At 57.6% G+C, this 21894-nt stretch carries 19 protein-coding genes; 10 read left to right on the plus strand and 9 right to left on the minus strand.

Features of this window, described 5'->3' with window-relative positions; translation table 11 throughout:
* Positions 1-41: 41 nt before the first annotated feature.
* On the plus strand, positions 42-683 hold the full coding sequence (locus tag IE089_RS06165) for a YiaD family glycine zipper/OmpA-like lipoprotein (protein ID WP_189476264.1): 642 nt from the start codon (positions 42-44) through the stop codon (positions 681-683).
* Here IE089_RS06165 and IE089_RS06170 read toward each other — a convergent pair.
* The gene (locus IE089_RS06170; protein ID WP_189476267.1) at positions 680-1300 is read right to left on the minus strand and encodes a class I SAM-dependent methyltransferase; all 621 of its coding nucleotides are present in this window, start codon (positions 1298-1300) and stop codon (positions 680-682) included. The genes IE089_RS06165 and IE089_RS06170 overlap by 4 nt on opposite strands.
* A gap of 79 nt (positions 1301-1379) precedes the next feature.
* Here IE089_RS06170 and pap point away from each other — a divergent pair, with 79 nt between their 5' ends.
* The 5 genes from pap to IE089_RS06195 all read left to right on the plus strand — a co-directional run bounded on the left by pap (position 1380) and on the right by IE089_RS06195 (position 9432).
* Positions 1380-2852, plus strand: coding sequence for a polyphosphate:AMP phosphotransferase (gene pap, locus IE089_RS06175; protein ID WP_189476270.1), 1473 nt, complete (start codon positions 1380-1382; stop codon positions 2850-2852).
* A 58-nt stretch (positions 2853-2910) separates the two neighbouring features.
* Entirely contained in the window at positions 2911-3399 is a 489-nt protein-coding gene (locus tag IE089_RS06180) for an asparaginase domain-containing protein (RefSeq protein WP_189476273.1), read from the plus strand.
* A gap of 131 nt (positions 3400-3530) precedes the next feature.
* A complete protein-coding gene (gene putA, locus IE089_RS06185; protein ID WP_189476275.1) occupies positions 3531-7301 on the plus strand; it encodes a bifunctional proline dehydrogenase/L-glutamate gamma-semialdehyde dehydrogenase PutA in 3771 nt (1256 codons plus the stop codon).
* A gap of 9 nt (positions 7302-7310) precedes the next feature.
* The gene (locus IE089_RS06190; RefSeq protein WP_189476278.1) at positions 7311-8534 is read left to right on the plus strand and encodes an acyl-CoA dehydrogenase family protein; all 1224 of its coding nucleotides are present in this window, start codon (positions 7311-7313) and stop codon (positions 8532-8534) included.
* 31 nt (positions 8535-8565) lie between these two features.
* Positions 8566-9432: a crotonase/enoyl-CoA hydratase family protein gene (locus IE089_RS06195; RefSeq protein ID WP_189476281.1), complete on the plus strand. Its 867-nt coding sequence runs from the start codon at positions 8566-8568 to the stop codon at positions 9430-9432.
* 17 nt (positions 9433-9449) lie between these two features.
* Here IE089_RS06195 and IE089_RS06200 read toward each other — a convergent pair whose 3' ends face one another.
* On the minus strand, positions 9450-10610 hold the full coding sequence (locus IE089_RS06200) for an acyl-CoA dehydrogenase family protein (RefSeq protein ID WP_268247980.1): 1161 nt from the start codon (positions 10608-10610) through the stop codon (positions 9450-9452).
* Between the two features lie 435 nt (positions 10611-11045).
* On the opposite strand from IE089_RS06200, the gene IE089_RS06205 reads away from it, so the two are divergent.
* Positions 11046-11777 (plus strand): FkbM family methyltransferase, encoded by a 732-nt coding sequence (locus IE089_RS06205; protein ID WP_189476284.1) that lies wholly within the window; start codon positions 11046-11048, stop codon positions 11775-11777.
* A gap of 100 nt (positions 11778-11877) precedes the next feature.
* Here the strand turns inward: IE089_RS06205 and IE089_RS06210 are convergent, their stop codons facing one another.
* The 4 genes from IE089_RS06210 to IE089_RS06225 form a co-directional block, all read right to left on the minus strand.
* Complete coding sequence (locus tag IE089_RS06210; RefSeq protein ID WP_189476287.1) at positions 11878-13383, minus strand: acetyl-CoA acetyltransferase; 1506 nt, start codon at positions 13381-13383, stop codon at positions 11878-11880.
* Positions 13384-13429: 46 nt separating this feature from the next.
* Positions 13430-14143, minus strand: a complete 714-nt coding sequence (locus IE089_RS06215; protein ID WP_189476290.1) for a dienelactone hydrolase family protein — start codon at positions 14141-14143, stop codon at positions 13430-13432.
* Position 14144: 1 nt separating this feature from the next.
* Positions 14145-15329, minus strand: coding sequence for an acetyl-CoA C-acetyltransferase (locus IE089_RS06220; protein ID WP_189476292.1), 1185 nt, complete (start codon positions 15327-15329; stop codon positions 14145-14147).
* A 99-nt stretch (positions 15330-15428) separates the two neighbouring features.
* Positions 15429-17357: an aminotransferase class I/II-fold pyridoxal phosphate-dependent enzyme gene (locus tag IE089_RS06225; RefSeq protein WP_189476295.1), complete on the minus strand. Its 1929-nt coding sequence runs from the start codon at positions 17355-17357 to the stop codon at positions 15429-15431.
* Positions 17358-17481: 124 nt separating this feature from the next.
* Here IE089_RS06225 and IE089_RS06230 point away from each other — a divergent pair, with 124 nt between their 5' ends.
* Entirely contained in the window at positions 17482-17916 is a 435-nt protein-coding gene (locus tag IE089_RS06230) for an Lrp/AsnC family transcriptional regulator (protein WP_189476298.1), read from the plus strand.
* A gap of 21 nt (positions 17917-17937) precedes the next feature.
* Here IE089_RS06230 and IE089_RS06235 read toward each other — a convergent pair whose 3' ends face one another.
* Entirely contained in the window at positions 17938-18678 is a 741-nt protein-coding gene (locus IE089_RS06235) for a lysophospholipid acyltransferase family protein (RefSeq protein WP_189476300.1), read from the minus strand.
* Positions 18675-19742 (minus strand): alpha/beta hydrolase, encoded by a 1068-nt coding sequence (locus IE089_RS06240; RefSeq protein WP_189476303.1) that lies wholly within the window; start codon positions 19740-19742, stop codon positions 18675-18677. The genes IE089_RS06235 and IE089_RS06240 overlap by 4 nt, the downstream gene beginning before the upstream one ends.
* A gap of 148 nt (positions 19743-19890) precedes the next feature.
* On the opposite strand from IE089_RS06240, the gene IE089_RS06245 reads away from it, so the two are divergent.
* Together IE089_RS06245 and IE089_RS06250 are read left to right on the plus strand one after the other, a co-directional pair.
* The gene (locus IE089_RS06245; protein ID WP_189476306.1) at positions 19891-20844 is read left to right on the plus strand and encodes a M61 family metallopeptidase; all 954 of its coding nucleotides are present in this window, start codon (positions 19891-19893) and stop codon (positions 20842-20844) included.
* An 80-nt stretch (positions 20845-20924) separates the two neighbouring features.
* A complete protein-coding gene (locus IE089_RS06250; RefSeq protein ID WP_189476308.1) occupies positions 20925-21260 on the plus strand; it encodes a hypothetical protein in 336 nt (111 codons plus the stop codon).
* A 49-nt stretch (positions 21261-21309) separates the two neighbouring features.
* Here the strand turns inward: IE089_RS06250 and IE089_RS06255 are convergent, their stop codons facing one another.
* Positions 21310-21891, minus strand: coding sequence for a hypothetical protein (locus tag IE089_RS06255; protein ID WP_189476311.1), 582 nt, complete (start codon positions 21889-21891; stop codon positions 21310-21312).
* Positions 21892-21894: the final 3 nt, after the last annotated feature.

A 21894-nucleotide genomic window follows, 5' to 3' on the forward strand; every position in this document is an offset into this window, starting at 1 on the left:
GGTCGAAACCCGTATGAAATGACTGGCACAGGGAGAAAGCCATGCGCGCACCACTGATCATTACTCTTGCCTCCGCGGCATTGATTAGCGCCTGTACCACCAACCCTTACACCGGCGAGCAACAAACCAGCAAGGCCGCTGTTTACGGCGCGAGCGCCGCCGCAGTGTGCGCTCTGGTCGGTGCAATCGATTCGGGCAAGCACGCCCGCAATGCAGCTCTGGGCTGCGGCATTGTGGGTGCCGGCGTCGGTGCCTATATGGATGTGCAGGAGGCCAAACTCAGAGAGCAGTTACAGGGTACCGGCGTCAGCGTGGTTCGCGAGGGCGACAACATACGACTCGTGATGCCAGGCAATATCACCTTCCAGACTGACTCCTATAACCTGCGCAGTGACTTTTACCCCGTGCTGAATTCCGTGGGTGAAGTGCTAGCCAAGTACGGCGACACCACAATCCGCGTCTCGGGTCATACCGACAACACCGGCAGTCGCCAGTACAACCAGACCCTGTCTGAACGGCGTGCTGGCAGCGTGGCTGATTATCTGGTCACGCGCGAAGTCTTGCGGTCGAGGTTGTTGGTGCAGGGCCAGTCCTTTGACCAGCCCATCGCGGACAACGGCACGGCAGCGGGACGCGCGCAGAATCGGCGGGTGGAGCTTTACGTTTTGCCAAACGCCGTTTAGACGGCTGTGGCATCACCCCAATAGTTGTAACCCGCAAAACGGGGCGTACTAGGCAGGTACATCTGCTCCATCGCCCCAATAGCGAAGCCGCCAGACTTTAGGATTGTGGGTATATCCCGGTGCAGGTTGCAGCCGCCCGCAATACGACGCCACACCGGATTAATCTTGTCCTGCCATTTCACCACGTCGGCATCCGGTGCCAGACCGTGTTCGCAGAACAGTAATTTGCCGCCGGGGCGCAACACCCGTGACATACCCACCAGTGCGGCAACAGGGTCCGGGATGGTACACAGGGAGTAGGTCACCAGAACACAGTCCACAGAATCATCCTGCAGGGGAATCTGCTCGCCGGGGAGACCAATAAAGTCGATGGGGATACCCAGTGCCCTGGCGCGCTCGCCGGCGAGTTCCCAGGACTCCTGTGAAGGGTCCAGCCCGATAACCCGCCCGACCTTTGCCTCATCGTAATACGGCAGATTGAGCCCCGTACCAATGCCGATCTCCAACACCACGCCCTCTGCCTTGGGCACCACCTTCTCGCGCTGCTTCATGATAGGCTTTGTGCCACAGGCGCAATTGATAAAGCGCGGTACGATGTGCTTGTCGTAAAAACCCATTGCTGAATCCCTTCATCGGTGTGACCCACAGTATAGACCCACCCAGTGGCACCCGAACAAACGCCAGGAGAGAACCGGAATGTTTGAAGCTTTGGAGACAGGCAAGGCACTCAGTAACGAAGATTTTCAGACACTGAGATCACAGTTGCGCCCTGCCCTTCTGGCAGAGCAATTCAAGCTTCGGGACCAACCCTACCCTGCCCTGGTACTCATCGGCGGTATGGATGGCGCCGGGAAAGGGGCTGCTGTTCACCGCATTAATGAATGGATGGACCCCAGGCTGATCGAAACCTCAGCGTTCTGGATGCACTCCGATGAAGAGGAGTCTCGTCCCTTTTTTTGGCGTTTCTGGAACCGCATGCCTCGCAAGGGACGCATGGGGATATTCTTGCAGTCTTGGTACTCCCGTCCGTGGTACGACGCGATGGAAGGTCGTCTGTCCAAGGCCGAGTTTGGCGACATATTGCGAGATATCGAAGCCTTCGAGCGCATGCTCACGGACGACGGTGTATTGCTGATCAAAATCTGGTTGCATGTCAGTCGCAAAACCCAGCGGCTGCAGCTCACCGAGGAAGCTCCGCGTAAACAACAGAATCCCAGAGTGCCTGCAGACGCGGATACCTGGTGGAAGCAGTACCCGGATGCGCTCACTGCGAGTGAACAATTGATCAGGGCGACGGACGTGAGCCACAGCCCGTGGCACCTGGTGGAAGCCGAAGACCGCCATTACCGCGATGCCACGGTAAACCAGATCATCCTCGCATCGCTCGAGAGCCGCGCGAACACTGACGCACCCGTGCGAACAGGCATTGCCACCACACCCGATAGCCGCGCTGGTCAGCCCACCCTGCTAGACCAGGTACCCCTGGACAAGGCGGTCCCCAAAGACAAGTACAAGGAAAAGCTGACGACACTGCAAAGTGAATTGCAGGACCTGTCCTGGCAGGCCTTTCACCGGCGCCGTTCAGTAGTCGCCGTTTTCGAAGGGTGGGATGCCGCAGGCAAAGGGTCAGCCATTCGCCGCGTTACGACGGCCATGGATCCACGGCTCTACCATCTTATCCAGTTCGCCGCCCCCACCGATGAAGAGGCCGACCATCACTATCTGTGGCGCTTCTGGCGTCAAATAGAGCGTGATGGCATAGCAACGCTTTTTGATCGCTCCTGGTACGGACGCGTATTGGTCGAACGCGTGGAGGAGTTTGCCAGGCCCGATGAGTGGCAACGGGCTTATCACGAGATCAACCAGTTCGAGCAGCAACTGCTGGATCATGGCTCAATCGTGTTGAAATTCTGGATACACATCAGCCCCGAAGAGCAATTACTGCGTTTCAAGAGCCGCGAGACCCAACCGCACAAACAACACAAAATCACCGACGAGGACTGGCGCAATCGCGACAAATGGTCAGCCTACGAACAGGCTGTGGAAGACATGGTCAGTCACACCAGCACAGCGCAAGCGCCCTGGCATCTGATTGCAGGTAACAGCAAGCACTATGCACGCCTTGAGATTTTAAAGACCTATTGCAAGGCACTGAAGGCTGCGCTCTGATGCTGCGCGTTGCGGCATCGCGCTTTATACTCCACCGCCTACCTACGGAGTACCTAACATGAGACTTCACGTCATCACCACCGGCGGCACCATCGACAAGATCTATTTCGATGCCAAAAGCGATTATCAGGTGGGTGAACCCGTGATTGGTGAACTCCTGCAACGCATGGAGGTTGGCTTTCCGTTCACGGTGGAATCCGCCATGCGCAAAGACAGCCTGGATATGGATGAGGAAGACCGCGCGACGATTCGTGCCCTAGCAGAGCGCTGTGATGAGGAGTACGTGCTCATCACTCACGGCACCGACGGCATGGTAAGCACCGCACAGGCACTCAAGGGCATTGCTGGAAAGCGCATTGTACTCACCGGTGCACTGCAACCGGCCGCCTTCGCGCACAGCGATGCCATTTTTAACATTGGCTGTGCCATCGGCGCGGTACAAAGTGCAGCGCCGGGTGTGTATATCGCCATGAATGGTCGCGTTTTTGACGCGGACCGGGTGGTGAAGAACGTGGCAGAGAATCGCTTCGAAGAGACACAGGCATGAAGCAACCTCCCTCCCCTCGGCTCAACGGCTAAAGCCTGATTGCGCCAGCGTTTAGCGGCGGCGGATCTCAGTGCAAGCTGTGCCAGCTATCGCTACAATCCCACTCGTTTCCAGCTGCTCGATCCGCAAACATGACATATCTCGTCGATCACCCTCTAACCACCACCGATACCAACAGCCTTGCAAGACGCGACGCCTACCGTGGCGCTGAGGCTGACGTGCTGGCGAGTTTACTGCCGGTTGCCGATATTGGCAGCGCTGCCAGAAGTCGCGCCTGGGAACGCGCGCGTCGACTGGTCGTTGAGATACGTGCACAGCAGGTGGGCAAAGGAGGTATCGATGCCTTATTAAACGAGTTCGCTCTGTCGACCGAGGAAGGTGTTGTCCTCATGTGCCTGGCGGAGGCACTTCTGCGCGTCCCCGACAGCCTCACCATGGACCGCTTGATTCGTGACAAACTGGCCGACGGCGACTGGAGCTCTCACCTCGGGAACTCGGAATCACTGTTCGTGAATGCATCGGCCTGGGGTTTGCTACTGACCGGCAAAGTCGTGACCTACAACGATGAGCAGAAACGCCAACAACTGGGCCTACTGCGCAAGACAATGGGCAGGGTGGGTGAACCAGTGATTCGCGCCTCGGTTCGCTACGCCATGCAGATCATGGGCACCCAGTTCGTCATGGGCACCAACATCGGCGAAGCACTGCATCGCGCCAGAGACGAAGAGATCAAGGGTTACCGGTACAGCTATGACATGCTGGGTGAAGGTGCCAGAACCGCAGATACCGCAGAGCGGTACTTCGACAGTTACATGAGCGCCATCGAAGCGATCGGCAAGGCCGCCGATGGTCGTGGCCCCATCGCCAGTCCAGGTATCTCAGTCAAGCTGTCGGCCATCCATCCTCGCTACGAATTCAGCCATCGCCAGCGTGTGCTGTCAGAGTTGGTGCCCCGCCTCAAGTCACTGGCCATGGCGGCCAAGCACTACGACATAGGCTTCACCGTGGACGCTGAAGAAGCGGATAGGCTGGAGATCTCATTGGAGGTGATTGCCGCGGTATTCACCGACGCCGACCTAGGCGACTGGCAAGGCTTCGGTATTGCCGTTCAGGCCTACCAGAAACGGGCACTGCAGGTAGTGGAATGGGCCCGTGATCTTACGCAGCGCTCTGGCCGAAAAATGATGCTCAGACTGGTTAAGGGCGCTTACTGGGACACTGAGATTAAGCTCTCACAGGTGGAAGGCTTCGCTGACTATCCTGTCTTTACCCGCAAAGCCTCCACCGACGTCTCTTATCAGGCCTGCGCGCGTCGACTGCTGGACTACCGCGACAGCATTTACCCCCAGTTTGCGACGCACAACGCCTACACCGTGGCCAGCATCCTTGAAATGAGTGACGACAAAAGCGGTTACGAATTCCAACGCCTGCACGGTATGGGCGACGCGCTGTATGCTCAGGTGTTAGCGCAGGACAAAGTGCCCTGCCGTGTCTATGCGCCCGTAGGCGTGCACGCTGACTTACTGGCCTATCTGGTGCGCCGCCTGCTGGAGAACGGCGCCAATAGCTCCTTCGTTAACAATATTGTCGACGAGGACATTCCTGTGGAGTCCCTGCTGGACGACCCGGTAGAGGCCGCCCGTAGCTGGAGTAAGGCCCATAATCCGCAGATTCCACTCCCCGCGCAGTTGTTTGGCGCAGAGCGCAGCAACTCTCGCGGCACCGACCTAACTGACGCCAACGCACTCATCGAACTTCAGACTCAAGGGCAGGCGCTGATTGATCGCCTGCCAATGGAATACAGCGATGGCACCGCGCCAATGCGTATTCTGAACCCCGCCAACCATGAACAGCACATCGGCACGATAGACCTGGCAAGCGCAGAGCACATAGAGACCGCACTACAGCGTGCGCATCAGGCTTTTCCCGCATGGAGCACCACACCTGTTAGTGAGCGGCGAGCACTGCTGGATAGACTGGCCAGCGCACTGGAGGAACATGAGGGAGAGTTGATTGCCCTTTGCTGCAAGGAGGCAGGCAAAACCATTGCCGACGGCGTTGCGGAAGTGCGCGAAGCCGTCGACTTCTGCCGTTACTACGGGGCCAGTGCACAAGCCGCGGACCCGGCAAAGAACGCACTGCAGCCCCGCGGGGTTGTACTGTGCATTAGCCCCTGGAATTTCCCGCTTGCCATCTTCCTTGGCCAGGTTACTGCTGCGCTCGCGACGGGCAACACGGTAATTGCAAAGCCCGCCGAACACACCAGCCTCATCGCACTCAGGGCCATTGAGCTATTGCGCGATCAGGGACTTCCCGATGGGGTTGTCGAGGTCGTACTCGCCGAGGGACCCCGGGCCGGCGAACAACTGGTGCCGGACGGCCGCGTGAAAGCGGTGATGTTTACCGGCTCCACGGAAGTTGGATATTGGCTGAATCAGAAACTGGCCGCCAGACCTGACGCGCCCGTGCCATTGATTGCCGAGACGGGCGGTCAAAACTGCATGATCGTCGACTCCACAGCGCTACCCGAACAAGTCGTGGACGACGTCGTCACCTCTGGGTTCCAAAGTGCAGGCCAACGCTGTTCAGCGCTGCGCGTGCTCTTCCTGCAGGAGGACATCGCCGACAAAGTCATCGACATGATCATCGGTGCCATGCGGGAATTACATATTGGCGACCCTGCTCTGCTGGGCACTGATGTCGGACCGGTGATTAACCACCCCGCCCTGGCGCGACTGCAGGAACACCTGCGGTTCCTCGAAACCACGGGGCGCCTGCTGCACGCCTGCGATGCGCCTACGGATGTATCAGGCACCTTCTTTGCACCGCGACTGTATGAAATCAGTAACATCTCTGTGCTGGAACGCGAGGTCTTTGGGCCGATTGTGCACATTGTTCGTTACAGCGCTGACCAGCTGGATAACATCGTGTCGCAAATCAATGCATTGGGGTATGGCCTGACCTTCGGTGTACACAGTCGCATCGAACGGACCACCACTACCCTTGCCTCTCGCATCAGTGCCGGCAATGTATACATCAACCGCAATATGATCGGCGCGGTTGTGGGCGTGCAACCCTTCGGGGGTCACGGGCTGTCGGGCACTGGCCCCAAGGCCGGGGGGCCTGAATACATCGGCCGCCTGCTTACAACAGGCGAAGAAGCCACTCATGCATCGCAACAACGGCCACTAACCAGTGTGACATCGGATATAGGCGGTACAGCCCTTTTGGCCGATGCGATTGCCGCTGCGCCTGCCTGGGCTGCGCTGGCGTTGAATGATCGGCTATCAATACTAAGAAGCGCCATTGCACTGTATGCACAGCGTCAATCGGGCAACAATCAGGCCGTTTTTGAAGCCACACTGGACGCGGTGCGCGCACAGTTGCAGGACGCCGAGGACCTGTTATCCCAACCGGAGCATCTACCCGGCCCCACGGGCGAAAGCAACTCACTGTGCCGTGAGCCCAGAGGCGCGCTACTCACCATCAGTGATCGGCTGGCATTGAACGACGAATACCTGATGGCCACGGTGACGGCGCTGGCGACAGGTAATACCGTGGCGTTCGCCGCTGGCGAAGAGCTTCAAGCACCTTGGTCAATTATCGCCAGCTGCCTGGCAGATGCACGCTTGCCGTCCGGTGTGTTTACGCTGCTCTCCTTGAAAGATGCATCGAGCGCGCTGTCGGAAGAAGCGCTCGCCGGTGTCCTGGTTCATGCGCAGAGCGTTTACCTGCACGATGTCGCCAGAAAACTGGCACTGCGCGATGGGCCCATACTGCCGCTGATCAGCTGCGTCACGCCGGCTGCACTGCTGCGACAGACACTACTGGAAAAAACAATATCAATAGATACCACGGCAGCTGGAGGCAATGCTTCCCTGATGACCATGGACGCTCACTAAGGAACACCTGTGTACACATTCAGCCCCGCCTCCATCGACTACCAGGCCCGACTCTCGGCGTTCATGGACCAGCATATCTATCCCAACGAACACCGCTATGAGGAACAGCTGGCCACCGCATCAAATCGTTTCGGCGCACTGCCCATCATGGATGAACTCAAGGTGCTCTCGCGCGAGGCCGGGTTGTGGAACCTGTTCATTCCCCCTTCACTGGCCCAGTTCGGAGACACCGAAGGCCTGAGCAATTTCGACTACGCGCCGCTGGCTGAGATTATGGGACGCGTACTGTGGTGCCCGGAAGCTTTCAACTGTAATGCGCCCGACACCGGCAACATGGAAGTTTTCATGAAGTACGGCACTGAAGCACAGCAGGAGCAGTGGCTGCGCCCTTTGCTGGCGGGAGAGATCCGCTCTTCCTACGCCATGACAGAGCCACAGGTCGCGTCATCGGATGCCACCAATGTTGAACTGCGTATCGAGCGAGACGGCGACGAGTACGTTCTGAATGGCCGCAAATGGTTTATTACAGGCGCCATGTACGAACGCACACAGATCTTCATCGTCATGGGCAAATCAGATCCGGACAACAGTAACCGCCACCTGCAGCAAAGCCAGATCCTTGTGCCCAAAGGAACACCAGGCCTGAAAATTCTGCGCCCCCTTTCGACGCTGGGCTACGACGATGCGCCGCTGGGGCATGCAGAGCTTGTGTTCGAGAACGTGCGTGTTCCCGCAGAAAATATTCTCTTAGGGGAAGGACGAGGCTTTGAGATCGCCCAGGGTCGATTAGGGCCCGGTCGTATGCATCACTGTATGCGCCTGATCGGCGCCACCCAGCGCTGCCTGGAGCTGGCCTGCAAGCGCGTCAAGGAACGCAGCACCTTTGGTAAGGAATTGTCCCAACATCAATCGGTGCGTGAAGACCTGGCAAACAGTTTTGCAGAACTGGAAATGATGCGCATGCTAGTGCTTAAAGCCTGCCACCGCATGGATGAGGTTGGAGCCCCGGCAGCCCGGGATATGATCGCAGCGGCCAAGGTAAAAGTGCCCATCATGGCGCAAACCATCATCGACCGCTGCATGCAGGTACACGGTGCCGGCGGGCTGACTGCCGACTACTGTATGGCAGAGGCGTTCAACTACGCACGCTGGTGCCGCCAGGCAGATGGCCCCGACCAAGTGCACCTGATGGCGCTTGGCAAGCAGGTTATCAACGCCTACACACAAGACTGACGATCTCAAGCACCGCATAGGCAGCTGCCCCATGAATTTTGAAACACTGGAATACAACGTCGAAGGACATATCCTTACTCTGCGCCTGAACCGGCCTGATCGCATGAATGCGTTTACAACACCGATGGCACATGAGTTGGTGGCCGCAATCGACGCCGCCGATGCAGACGATGATATTCGGGCCATCGTTACTACCGGTAATGGCAAGGCTTTCTGCGCCGGTGCAGACCTGGGCGGAGGCAGCAGCACCTTCGACTATGACGAAAAACCGGACAACGCCCAAGATCCGACAGCGGCGCCCCGCGACACCGGCGGGCGCGTCACGCTGCGACTGTTCCAGTGCACCAAACCCGTGATTGGCGCCATCAACGGCGCCGCCGTAGGCATCGGCGCTACCATGACACTGCCGATGGACATTCGGCTCGCATCAGAGCGGGCTCGCTTCGGCTTCGTATTTGCCCGCCGCGGCATCGTTCCGGAAGCGGCCTCCAGTTGGTTCTTACCGAGAGTGGTGGGCATCAGCCAGGCCCTGGAGTGGTGTATGCGCGGCCATGTATTTGGCGCCGATGAGGCACTGGCTGGTGGCCTGGTAAAAGCCGTTTATCCTGAGGATCAGTTGCTGCCGGCGGCTTATGCCATTGCCAACGAGATAGCCGAAAACACGGCACCAGTGTCTGTTGCGCTGACGCGCCAGCTGATGTGGCGCATGCTGGGTGAGGATCACCCGATGGCGGCACACAAACTGGATTCCCGCGGCGTTTATTTTCGAGGTAAACAGGCCGACGCTCAGGAAGGCGTCATGTCTTTCCTCGAGAAGCGGCCGGCTAACTTCAACGACAAACCGTCACAGGACATGCCAGAGTTTTATCCCTGGTGGGAAGAGCCGCAGTACGATTAGTACCGCGGCACAGTTCGCTAGTCCAGCATACTGCTGTAAGCGTCATCGAAGATGTCTCTGCCGATCACGTACTTCATGATCTCGTTGCTGCCGGCGAGGATGCGATTGATGCGAGCACCGGTGAACATGTCACAGATCGGGTACTCACGCATATAACCGGCGCCGCCGTGTAACTGCACGCCCAGATCCAACATCTTCCACTCCAGTTCCGTGGACAACAACTTGGCCTTGGCGGCCATGTTGGCATCCAGCTTACCGTCGTTATGCTGATAAACGCAGTGATCGACGTAGGTCTGCACAACGTCAATTTCGGCATCCATCTCCGCCATCTTGAACTGCGTGTTCTGCATAGCGGATAACGGCTTACCGAACACTTTGCGCTGCATTACAAAGTCGCGGGTAACGTCAAAAGCCTTGCGCGCATGCGCGGTTGAGCCTACGGCCACGATAAGCCGCTCCTCTGCCAGGCCATGCATCAGGTAATAAAACCCCTTACCAACCTCGCCGAGAACATTCTCCTTTGGCACCTTCACATCATTGAAAAACAGCTCCGCCGTATCCTGCGCGTGACCGCCCATCTTCTCGAGATTTCGTCCGCGTTCGAACCCGTCCATGCCCCGCTCCACCACCATCAGGGTGACAGCGTAGGGATTATTCTCGGGGTCATTCTTTGCGGCGACGATGACGACATCTGCATTGATACCGTTACTGATGTAGGTCTTTGCACCGTTCAATACATAATGGTCGCCGGCATCGACGATGTTGCTGCGCATACCAGATAGGTCACTGCCCGCATCGGGCTCTGTCATGGCGACAGCCAGAACCGTTTCACCAGATACGCACTTGGGCAGCCATCGCTGCTTCTGCTCTTCGGTCCCCAGCTTTGTAAAATAGGGACCGATCAAGCGGCTGTGCAGCGTATTGCCCCAACCCCCAATACCAGCGCGCACCGATTCTTCAATAATGATCTGCTCATAGCGGAAGTCATTGTCACCCAGGCCACCGTACTTCTCTTCCGGCCACACCATAAGGAAACCCTGCTCCCCTGCTTTTCGGAAAATTTCACGGTCTACGATGCCCTTTTCGTTGTATTCGGCCATGTGCGGCGCAACTTCTGTCTCCAGAAACTTGCGATAGGCCTGACGAAACATGGTTTGCTCTTCGGTAAAGATGCGCACGGTATCACTCCGGTTTTAATTGTTCGGAGATATTGGAATCACAGCCGTGGCTTCGCAATGACCCGCCGGCCTAAAAAAATTGACCGCGCGTGACAGCCCGCCCCAAAGTTCAGGGGGGACTAACTTTTTAAACGGTTCGCGCCACCGCGAGCGTGGGGTTCCCTAGCTTTCAAAAAACGAATAAAGGCTCCTTCACAAATAAAATGGGAGTCAGCTCGGAAGTAGGTTTCAAGGCACACGTAATGCGGAAATCTCTCAACGATTCAACGCCTACCATAACTGCGTAAACATGAGGCGTTACTGTGGTTATCGCCATACAAGCCATTGGCGAACACCCGGAGCCACCTTCAATTATCTGAGCGGAATGGGTTATGATCGGCAGTGTCGGGGCTCTCAGACACGCCTAAGAATGATCACTAGAGGGATGTAAAAAGTTTGCTAAAACCAACGTTGAAGCGCTTGATAAACAGTACGCTCGCACTCTTCGGTTACCGAGTGATTAGAACACCACTCAACCGGGTCGGCGGAATAGACCTGTTCAGCGACATCGCTTATCTCGTAAAGAGTGAAACACCAACTTGCATCGATGTCGGAGCTAATGTCGGCCAGACGATAGATGCCTTACTCGACACCTTCAGCAATCCGTTGATTCATTCTTTTGAGCCCTCACTAAAAACGTTCCAGACGCTACAACGCAAACCCTATGCCGGGCGAGTCGTACTCCATAACCTGGCTCTGGGAAGTGCTCCGGCAGAACGAGAGTTCATCAACTATAAAAGCAGTGTTCTGAGCTCTTTCCTGCCCTTGGATCCGGGGCATCAAAATCGCTTCCGCGACGTTTCTGAAGTAGGCCGGGAAAACGTTCAACTAAGCACCGTAGACTGCTTCCTAGCTGAGGAGCGCATCATAAGTGTTGATCTCTTGAAAATTGACACGCAGGGTTTTGATCTAGAGGTGCTGCGAGGCGCTCACAAGTCTCTGACAGACGGACGTATTCAATATGTCCTGGTGGAGATTAACTTTGTCGGGATGTACCAGGGCCAATCTTCGGCTGCAGAAGTTACTCAAGAGCTGGAAACCGCGGGCTTCCGGCTCATTGATTACTACGAGAAAGTTCGTGAGCAGGGACGTTTGGCCTGGTGCACTGCACTATTTGGACGAAGCTAGCTCCATCGCCATCTGCTTCAATGCTAGGAATGAACGACAGTGCAGACTGGGCAGTACATTGTCGATGTAACGCATTTCTCCCTGCTCATAGCATAGGACATCAGAACTCGAACCGATTGGCCTTCTCGCCAGTAGAAACCTGTCCGCGAACGCCCACGGCGTCTTCACCAATCAACTGCGCAAGAACCTCTGGGGAGCTATCTGTGTGCGCCAGGAAGCGCTCGCCGCTGTCGAGGCGGCCGATCACGATACCCAGTGCAGGCTCACCCTTCTCGTAGCGAACCGAGTGCGCTTCGATAACGCCAGGGCCCTGGGGATTAGACGCTAACGCCGGGGCGTCCAGCGCATCAATCTCCGCCTGCCGGTCGATTCGCCGCGAAAGATCCCACGCGCCGGGTTCTGTGGAGTAAACGCCGACGGCATGCTTGGTAATGTAGCCGCCATTGGCATTGACCAGACCATGGCCCTCGCCGCTCTCCCGCAGGCGGGCAACCATCTCGGCGATACCGTGCATACTGTAGTTGTTTCCCGGCCCTCCAAACTGGAACAAGCCACCGGTCAGCGTCAGGCCGCGCGGGTCATCAACAGCAATGCCCAGAGCGTCGCAGGCCACCTCAACCGCCGAGGGAAAACAGCTGTAAAGATCAAAGTGATGCATGTCATCGACACTCAGGCCCGCCATAGCCAGAGCCTGCGGCATCAAACGCTCAAGCGCGGGCGAGCTGTAGTAATTAACGCGACCTGTCACGTATTCCGCATCCCTGGCTTCTGCGCCGCCACGCAAATAGACCATCTGCGATGGATCGATACCCAACTCGCGCGCCTTGCCTGCTGTGGTCATAATCACTGCAGCAGACTGATCCACCTGCAATATGGCGTTCATCGCCTTGGTGTAGGGGTACACCACCATACGATTGCCGTCGTCAGTGCTCAGCGCCTGCTCCGGCGTGAGCGCCTGCTGCCGCCAGGCGTAAGGATTGTTTGCTGCAACTTCGCTGAAACGACTCACCATGCTGCCCAGCACGCTTTGCTGCTGCTGCAGCGTGAAACCCTTGTGATGCCGAATGGCGCTTTCAAACAGCGGGTACACGTTGATAGGCTCAAACAGTCCGTGATCGCCCTCTGTCGGCAAGGTCATGTCGGAATTCTGCCCGAGCGAAACAGAGGCCTGAGTCCCTCCCTGAGTCCAATGGGAGACATCGGCACCGGTTCTAAAAGCATGGAACATGGTCGCCAGTAATTCCGCGCCGGCGATCAATACGACCTCGCTCTCGCCCTTTACCAGTCTATCGGCAAAGCGGTTCACGAAGAATTGCGGCAGACTGCCACCGACGCCCGCCGTGAACAGTTGGGCAGAGACGCCCACCCGTTCGGCAAGCGCCGAGGCAACGTTAGGTGTGGTGAGCGCGCGCATTTCCGGCACGGCTTCCATCATGAACGGCACATTCACAACCGTATCTATGGCCTCAGTAATGCCAGGGCAATTGGCATCCGTGATGGCGGCCTCACTGGCGTCGACCAACGCATCAACGAGGCTACGGCTGGCATCTTTATCGCGATAAACCTGCTGGCCCACGGCCACCAGAACGGGTGAGTTATTACTCATCGGTTAACAATCCTTGAGGAGTTGGGCCGCGGGTGCGGCCCGAGAATCAAAAGAGTTCGGTCAGGAAATTATCCAAGGCTTGAAACGCACGCCGATCGGCGTCGGCACTGTAGACGGTACCCATATCCGGATCGTTCGCCTCAGGATTAGTGAAGGCATGCAATGTATTGCCATAGGCATGCACTTGCCAGTCTACACCCGCCTCACTCATCTCAGAGGCAAGGGACAGGAGGCTGTCGGGCTGTGCCATGGGGTCATCGTATCCGTGCAGGCATAGCACTTTAGCCGTGATTGCCTGATTGGGCGGCGACTCAGGCGCATTAAACAGTCCGTGGAACGAGACAACGCCGAGCACATCGCTGCCAGAGCGCGCCAGATCCAGCACACAGAGTCCGCCGAAGCAGAAGCCCATAGCCGCGGTTTTACCGGCATCGACCCCCGGCTGTTCTCGTAGCACTTCCACAGCCCGGTTAATTCGCTGCTGAAGCACCGCGCGGTTCTCCACCAACGGGGTCATCAGCGCGGTGTTTTCCTCAACGGATGTACCCCGCACACCCTTACCGTACATATCGATGGCAAAGCCTACATAGCCCTGCTCGGCCAGCGCTCTCGCCTTGCTCTCCTCGAACTCGCCGCGACCGGCCCAGGTATGGGCGACGGCCACCGCAGGTGCGGCACTGCGACTGTCGTCCCAGGCCAGGTAGCCCTCAAACAACTCACCGTCGCAGCTGTACTCAACCAACCGGGATTGGATTGCCATCTCAGACTACCTCGTCAACGCGTTCCACGATGGTGCCGTTAGCCGTGCCGCCGCCTTCACAGATGGCCAGCAGACCATAGCGCTTACCCGTGCGTTGAAGCTCATGGACCAGCGTGGTCATCAGCTTTGCGCCCGTGCCCCCCAATGGATGTCCCAAAGCCTGCGCACCACCGTTCACGTTCAGTTTCTTGAGATCGGCCTTCATCGCTTTTGCCCAGGACAAGGGCACTGAGCCAAACGCTTCGTTCACTTCGAACAGGTCGATATCGCCCATATCCAGGCCTGCACGCTCCAGTACCTTTTCGGTGGCCGGGATAGGGCCTTCCAGCATAATGACCGGGTCGGAGCCGATGACGCTAAGAGCCACGATCTTGGCCATAGGCTTTAGCCCCAGGCGCTTGCAGGTTTCACCATTGACGACCATCACAGCCGCTGCACCATCACAAATTTGCGATGCATTGGCGGCGGTGAGCACACCGTCCTCACTCATGGGCTGCAGCCCCGATATCGCGCCCAGGGTGGCATCCATACGGATACCCTCATCCTGGCTGTGCATTTCGCGGGTGCCGTCTTCCAGCTCGATTTCGATAGGCACGATCTCGCGATCAAAACGCCCTTCTTCAACGGCCTGCTTGGCTTTGACATGGCTGTCCAGCGCAAACTCATTGAGTTCTTCGGAGGTCAGCTCGTACTTCTTGACCAGCATCTCTGCACCGGCGAACTGGTTAAACTGAACACCCGGATAACGGGCCTGAATCTCTGCGCCATAGGGCACACCGTGATCGGCTTTGGCGCCATCGATAATGCTCGCGCCGATAGGCACCTGGGACATGCTCTCCACGCCACCTGCGATAACAATGTCCTGGGTTCCTGACATCACGGCCTGGGCGGCAAAGTGAATTGCCTGCTGGCCCGAGCCACACTGGCGGTCGACCGACGTGCCGGGCACCTTCTCGCCCAACACGGAAGACAGGCAGACATTGCGTCCCACATTGCTGGACTGGGCACCCACCTGTGACACACAGCCCCAAATCAGGTCGTCGATCTCATCCACGGCAACACCGGTGCGCTCTACCAGCGCATCAACAACCTTGGCGCCAAGGTCAATGGGGTGAACTTTAGACAGACGTCCGTTCTTACGGCCGCCCGCGCTTCGCACGGCGCCAACAATGTAGGCATCACTCATGGGTTACTTGCTCCTTCAGTATTCTCGGTCCGCGCTCACGCGGACGGGCCCGCTAGACTATTACATCTTACGGGGCCTAGAGAAGGGGCATGGAGGAAATCAGCCCAGCGCTGTTACTGCCGCTGGCTGTGAACCGGCAACTACCCGCAGACAGGGAGTATCATCCTCGCAGAGCAAGCCGTGTATCTCGATGCCGTTACTGGCGCGATACAGGTCCAGCAGGAAGGCGGCGATCTCACGACTGATCACCTGCCCCGGCACCAGCGCAGGGATGCCCGGCGGATAAGGAACAACTTGCTCGGCACTGAGCGCGCCAATGATGCGCGGGTTCAGTGAGTAATCGGCACTGCACAACGGTACCGCATCGCCGGCGCCGAAATAAGCAGTACGAGGCAGAATCTCGATCGCACTCAGCGGAGGCAGCGCCTGGGGTAAACGGCCCGACTCATCGCCGGCCCCGGCAACCCGCGCCAGCGTTCGCAGTGCGTTTACCAGGCGCATGACTTTACCCTCAGTGGTACCGAGGGTTACCAGCACAGTCAGCGTGTTGTGCGTGACCTTCTCCAACTGAATGCCGTAATCCTCAAACAGCGCCAACTGTACCTGGCGGGCATTCAGCCCTGATGCGGATACATCAATACTTAGCTTGGTAGGATCTAAGCGTATGCCGTCATCCGCCAGCTCACCCGGCAACATATCCTCCAGCGACAAAACTCTGAACATGCCTGTTTCGTCAATCGCCTCGCGCAAACGGCGGGCGATGTCTATGCAGCGAGAGAGCTGCGCAAAACCCTCCATGCTCATCTGCTTACGGGCCACATCCAGGCTGGCAATCATGGCGTACTGCGGGCTGGTGGATGTGTGCATATTGAGGTGCTCGCGGAAGCGATGCTCATCGAAGTCGGGATCTGCGACATGGATCATGCTCGCCTGAGAAAATGCCGACAGCATTTTATGCGTACTCTGGGTCACATAATCAGCACCGCTGTCCAGCGCGTTAGGCCGAAGGTCTGGATGGAATCGCCCATGCGCATACCAGGCTTCATCCACCAACACCTTAATTCCCCGCTCGTGCGCGTAGGCAATGATCGGCTCAAGGTCGTAGTAAAAACCGTCGTAAGTGCAGGAAGTGAGCACCAAGAGCCCAGCGTCGGGATGAGCGTCTATGGCCTCAAGAATCCGCTGACGTGGCACAGGCCCGTAAAAACCGTACTCTGGCTTCAAGCTGGCCTGCAGATAAACGGGCTCAACACCGAAAAGAATGACCGCGTGATGGATGGACTTGTGGCAGGCCTGATCAAGAATGATTTTTCCACCACCGCCCAGCAAATGCTGAACGATGACTTTATTGGCGGTGGACGTGCCATTGGTCACAAAGAAAGTGTGATTGGCACCAAAGGCACGCGCCGCCAAATCCTGGGCATCCTGGATCACGCTGTGTGGTTCCAGCAGTGAATCGAGAACCTGTACCGACACCGACAGGTCTGTGTTGAAGATGTGCTCGCCCATCATGTGGTAGAACTCGGCCACCCAGGGGCTGTCTCGAAGGCTGTCACCGCCCGAGTGACCCGGCGTGTGCCAGGCGTCTTTGGCGCTGTAGACATAGTCGCGCAGCGTATCGGCAAACGGTGTTCGTCCGCGCTCTGCGATGGCGCTGCCAATGTGGCGCAAAAGCTGACTGTAGTTGCTCTCATCCCGGTGCAGTAGTTCCACACTCGAGTGAATGTCCGCAGCATCGGCCGGCATCGCCAGGAACACATCCAGCTCAGCCCTCAAGGCCTGCAACTGTTGTAGGAAGGCGTCGAGATCCGCCCCCAGCAGACCGTCCACGACAATGGCCTGTAACAGACCATCACTGGCCGCACAGTCCAGTACCGACTCAGCACTGTTGTGAGCAATAAAGGTCAATGTGCTACCGCCCTGCCCCGCGGGATCACTTTGCGCGGCACTGTTGAGCCCTTCGACCCAGGCTCCGAGAAAAGCCGGATCGGCACTGACAACGGCTACGTGGCTAGAGGGTATCGGCATTATTGTGAGTCCCTTGGGTTCTGACGCTCAGGCCCCTAGTGTACGAAGGCGCCATGTCATATTGAATATTCATAATGACGGATTGATAATTCATAACCGTCAATATGACGGAACTATCAGCATAATGAAAAATCTGGACACTACAGACCGCGCACTAATCAGCGCGCTGCGCAGCAATAGTCGCACCAGCACCAGTGCACTGGGCCGAACTCTGGGCCTATCGCGCACTACCGTGCAGGACCGCATTAATCGACTGGAGCGCGAGGGTGTCATCGAGGCTTACACCATCCGCTTTCGCGAAGACTATGCCGACCGGCAGATAGCCGCTCACGTCATGATTCAGGTGAGTCCCAAACAACAGGCGCGCATCGTAGACGCGCTGATGGGCATTGAGGCAGTTACGACCCTGCAGACGGTCAGCGGGCTTTACGACCTGGTCACGCAGGTAGAGGCAGCCACCACCGGCGATATGGACGCTGTGCTGGATCGTATTGGGGAAATCGAAGGCGTTGAGAAGACCACGACGTCTATCGTGCTGAGCACCAAACTGCGTCGTTAGCGCCTTCTCATGGGCCTACGCTCAGGTGTAGGCCGCTGGGTCCAGCCGGCGCATTTCTGCCTCGATCCAGGTTTCCATTTCCCGCATCAGCTCGTCCGGCTCTCTGCCCGCGGCGTGAATGGGCTCACCGATAGATACGTCAATCACACCGGGAATGAACCAAAATGAGCGGCGCGGCCAGCATTGTCCGGAAGTGAGGGCAATAGGTATCACCCAGGCCTCCGTCAGCACAGCTAACCGAGTGGCACCGCTCTTGTAAGCCCCCTTGCTACCCCGCTCTGTCCGGGTTCCCTCCGGGAACATAATCACCCACTTGCCACTGTCCATGAGCGGCCCACCCATGTCCGCCACCTTAGTCCAGGCTTCGGCACGCTTGCGGCGATCGATATGGATCATATCCAGACTACCAATCGCCCACCCGAATACGGGGATGCGCAGGAGTTCTTTCTTGAACACGTAGGCCAGAGGATGCGAGGTCATGCTGGGGAAGAAGAACGTCTCCCAGGTAGATTGGTGCTTGGGGCACAGAATCACACGGCGCCCATCTTCTTTGTCTGGCAAGTTTTCCTCGCCATGCAGTCGCCACCGGACGCCGCCAACGACTTTGGCCATCCAAATGACGGAGCGCAGCCAGGGAACCGCGAACCACCACCACAGACGGTCGGAGGACAGGAAAAGAGAGCACACCACCAAGGCTATGCCCTGGGGAATCACCGAAATGACTATCCAGCAAAAAACAATCAGGGAGCGAATCGCGTTCACGGGTGCGCTCCCGCTTCGGCAGGCGCCAGTGCATCGATAAAGACGGCGATCTTGGCAAAGGCATCTTCCGCCTCGGGCAGCTCAGGGCTGAAGATCTGCCACACATGGACCATGTGTGGCCAGGTTTGCAGCTGCACATTGGAACCGGCAGCCTTGGCCTTGGCAGCGTAGCGACGTGCATCGTCAAATAACATCTCGGCTTCACTGGCCTGAATAAGTATCGGCGGCAAGCCTGCAAGGTCTCCGCGCAAGGGCGATACTCGGGGGTCGCTGGGCGGAATGCGGTTGGTTATCCAACTGCCCCACCACAGTAATACCGGCGGCACTTTAAGCAACTTGCCAAAGCCCGGCCCCAGCATTGGGTCGGTGCTCACGTTCGAGCGCAGACTCGGGGAAGTCATCGTGACATCAGTAGAGGGGGAGAACGCTACTGCCGCGTCAGCGGCACGCAATCCCTGATCACGCGCCCAGGCTACCGTGGCCAGTGTGAGGCTGCCGCCAGCCGAATCGCCGGCAACCATCAGGAAATCCAGTTCAGCCTCCCCCTCAGGTCCTGTCTCCAAAATCCAACGGTATGCTGCATAGCAATCATCGATGCCCTGAGCTCGCGTATGTTCAGGCAGTAGTCGATAGTCCAGCGAGAACACTGACGCGTTGCACAGTCTGGCCAGGCGGTCTGTAATAATCCGATGGCTTTTGGGGCTTCCTGCCAGCCAGGCGCCGCCGTGGATATAGAGAATACGGCGCTTTGGATCGCTCTCGGGCGCTATCACCCACTCACCTTTAACCGGTGAGCTCTGGGCTGAGAACTTACTGGCGAATTCGCGGTCATCACCAATAGAGTCCATATAGTTGCGGATGGCCTGCAGCCGCTCCTTGCGTCCCAGCCCCTGCGACTGACTGGCAAACTCACCCATGCTGGCAACAACGTCCGCATGCTGAGGGCTGGGTTCACCGGTGGGGGCCGGCACACTACCACTGTCGAGGTAGTCGAGATTTTCCCCGCGCAGGTAAATGAAACTGAACGCAACCAACACAGCAAGCGTAACAAGCAAAGCAAACATGCAAGATTTCCTGAACAATTCTTGCGGGCATTAAACCAGAGTCCCAGAACAGCGCAACAAGCAAAGATCATTGGCTAATCATTGAGGCATGGATTACACAGACAATGACAGTGACTTCAGAAGGAAACCGTGGACCCGAGAGCGGACAATGTCGCACATAAGATGTCGCTGGCTTGCTATTGCCCTGCTATGCCTACCGCCCTGCGCACCGTCAGCCGCCAACACGGTGGAGATAGACCGGAATGGCCAAGTACTGGAGCTGCAGATTTATGCGGCGGATGCGCAGGCATCTATACGCCGATGGGCTGACCATGTTGCAGATGCACTGACCCTGGTTTATGGCCACTGGCCCCGGGATCGCTGGCGCATGCGTGTTTATACCATCGGCACTGCCGATGCTCGGGAGCTCGACAGCAGTCGCGATGTCATTCCCTGGGCGCAGGTGAACAGAGGCACCGTGGATACCGTCACCTTCTACGTGCTGGCCGGCGCCTCCACCGAGCAACTTAATGCAAACTGGACGGGGTATCACGAGCTCGCCCACCTGCTTATCCCCTACCGTGGCTGGGGAGATATGTGGTTTAGCGAAGGGCTGGCGTCGTACTACCAGAACCTGTTGCAAGTCCGTGCCGGCCAGCTCTCCGAGCAACAGATGTGGCAGAAGCTGTATGAGGGATTTGAGCGTGGCTTGGCGGACACCGCTTTTGATGGCATACCGCTGTCCCGCGTCAGTCGCAACCTGCGACAAAATGGCGGCTATATGCGGGTTTATTGGAGCGGCGTTCGTTACTTCCTCGACATCGATCACCGGCTGCGACAGGAATCCGGCGGGGCCCAGTCACTGGATACCTCGCTCACGGATTTGAATGCCTGTTGTGCTGACAAATCGATGAGCGTACCGCAAATGGTCGAGCGCCTTGATGCACTCACAAGCACCACGGTTTTTTCCGCTGAGTATCAGAGGTATCGATCATCAACCACCCTGCCAGACTACCGAGCGCTTTTTGCATCGCTGGGCTTGATTATCCTCGACGGAAAAATAGAACTCGCCGATAACACTCCCGGCGCACGCCTGCGCTCCGGCTTTGCCATAGCGCCCTGAACGGGGAGGCAGGCCTACCTGTTTACTGCCGACCAAGTGGGTATACTCGTCCTGTTGCAATCAACCGACACCGCAGATTCGTGAAGAAGCCCACCAGCAAGGAAGACATACGCTCCCAGCTAGAGCGCGAGACTGAACGGTTTTTGCGCGGCGGCGGCGAGGTTGAGAACGTACCCCGCGGTCTGGGCGCCGAGGATGCCCTGGCGCCGGGAAATGGCGCATCAAAACGCTTGTTTCTGGAACCCCCTGCCAAGCGCACTTTCGTTCCCGAGGTCGTTGCCGCCATTGAAGAACGGCGCAAGGCACTACTGAAACGCACGCCGCAACGGAAACGCAGCCGCCTGCCCCGACCTAGACGCAAAACGATCTACGACGATTTTGGCGAGCCCCTGCGCAAAGTCTGGATAGACGAATAGGCGCCCATAAAAAAAGGGGCCGAAGCCCCTTTGGTATGTCGTAAGCGTCTTAGCTCAGACGACGACGCAGACCTGTCAGCAGACCACCAAGAGCCAGGAAGGCACCACCAGCCAGTCCAAACAGGAACAGCGGGCTCGCAGTAGTTGGCATTTCAACCACTTCTTCCTCGATCATCATGATGTCAGCTTCGTCCGGACCATCTGCATCGGCTATTGCCAGTGCGAAACGGTCTTCCGGCAGGTAGACGTTCAGCTGCTGACCACGCATCAGATCGCTTGCGCGGTACTGACGGCCACCGATCTCCGCACGCCAATCATTGGCAAGTGACACGCCGCGGCTGTCGCCCTTTGTGCCATCGGTGTGCATGGGGCGGAACGTCATACGGTTACCGCGAACGCGAACCACTTCAATAGTGACCTTCGCGTACAGACTGCCATCCTTCTCGAAAACACCCTGGCAGCTTTCAGCGATATCCGGATTCATCGCCAGCACCTCGGCAGACCAGTTCAGGTCAGCGCAGGTGGGGGATGTGTCCGCAGCCATGTCAGCGGTTGCTGCATTCTGAGCCATCACCGAACCTGTTGACAGGGCCAGCGCCATACCCATTGCTACTACCATCTTCTTTTTCATGTC

This window comes from Parahalioglobus pacificus (genome assembly GCF_014652275.1).
In the GTDB taxonomy this organism is placed as follows: Bacteria; Pseudomonadota; Gammaproteobacteria; order Pseudomonadales; family Halieaceae; genus Parahalioglobus; species Parahalioglobus pacificus.

Bases quoted from the DNA above. Each gene is read 5' to 3' on its own strand.
- IE089_RS06165 (WP_189476264.1), top strand. From the start codon at position 42: ATGCGCGCACCACTGATCATTACTCTTGCCTCCGCGGCATTGATTAGC.
- IE089_RS06170 (WP_189476267.1), bottom strand. From the start codon at position 1,300: ATGGGTTTTTACGACAAGCACATCGTACCGCGCTTTATCAATTGCGCC.
- pap (WP_189476270.1), top strand. From the start codon at position 1,380: ATGTTTGAAGCTTTGGAGACAGGCAAGGCACTCAGTAACGAAGATTTT.
- IE089_RS06180 (WP_189476273.1), top strand. From the start codon at position 2,911: ATGAGACTTCACGTCATCACCACCGGCGGCACCATCGACAAGATCTAT.
- putA (WP_189476275.1), top strand. From the start codon at position 3,531: ATGACATATCTCGTCGATCACCCTCTAACCACCACCGATACCAACAGC.
- IE089_RS06195 (WP_189476281.1), top strand. From the start codon at position 8,566: ATGAATTTTGAAACACTGGAATACAACGTCGAAGGACATATCCTTACT.
- IE089_RS06210 (WP_189476287.1), bottom strand. From the start codon at position 13,383: ATGAGTAATAACTCACCCGTTCTGGTGGCCGTGGGCCAGCAGGTTTAT.
- IE089_RS06215 (WP_189476290.1), bottom strand. From the start codon at position 14,143: ATGGCAATCCAATCCCGGTTGGTTGAGTACAGCTGCGACGGTGAGTTG.
- IE089_RS06220 (WP_189476292.1), bottom strand. From the start codon at position 15,329: ATGAGTGATGCCTACATTGTTGGCGCCGTGCGAAGCGCGGGCGGCCGT.
- IE089_RS06225 (WP_189476295.1), bottom strand. From the start codon at position 17,357: ATGCCGATACCCTCTAGCCACGTAGCCGTTGTCAGTGCCGATCCGGCT.
- IE089_RS06230 (WP_189476298.1), top strand. From the start codon at position 17,482: ATGAAAAATCTGGACACTACAGACCGCGCACTAATCAGCGCGCTGCGC.
- IE089_RS06240 (WP_189476303.1), bottom strand. From the start codon at position 19,742: ATGTTTGCTTTGCTTGTTACGCTTGCTGTGTTGGTTGCGTTCAGTTTC.
- IE089_RS06245 (WP_189476306.1), top strand. From the start codon at position 19,891: ATGTCGCACATAAGATGTCGCTGGCTTGCTATTGCCCTGCTATGCCTA.
- IE089_RS06255 (WP_189476311.1), bottom strand. From the start codon at position 21,891: ATGAAAAAGAAGATGGTAGTAGCAATGGGTATGGCGCTGGCCCTGTCA.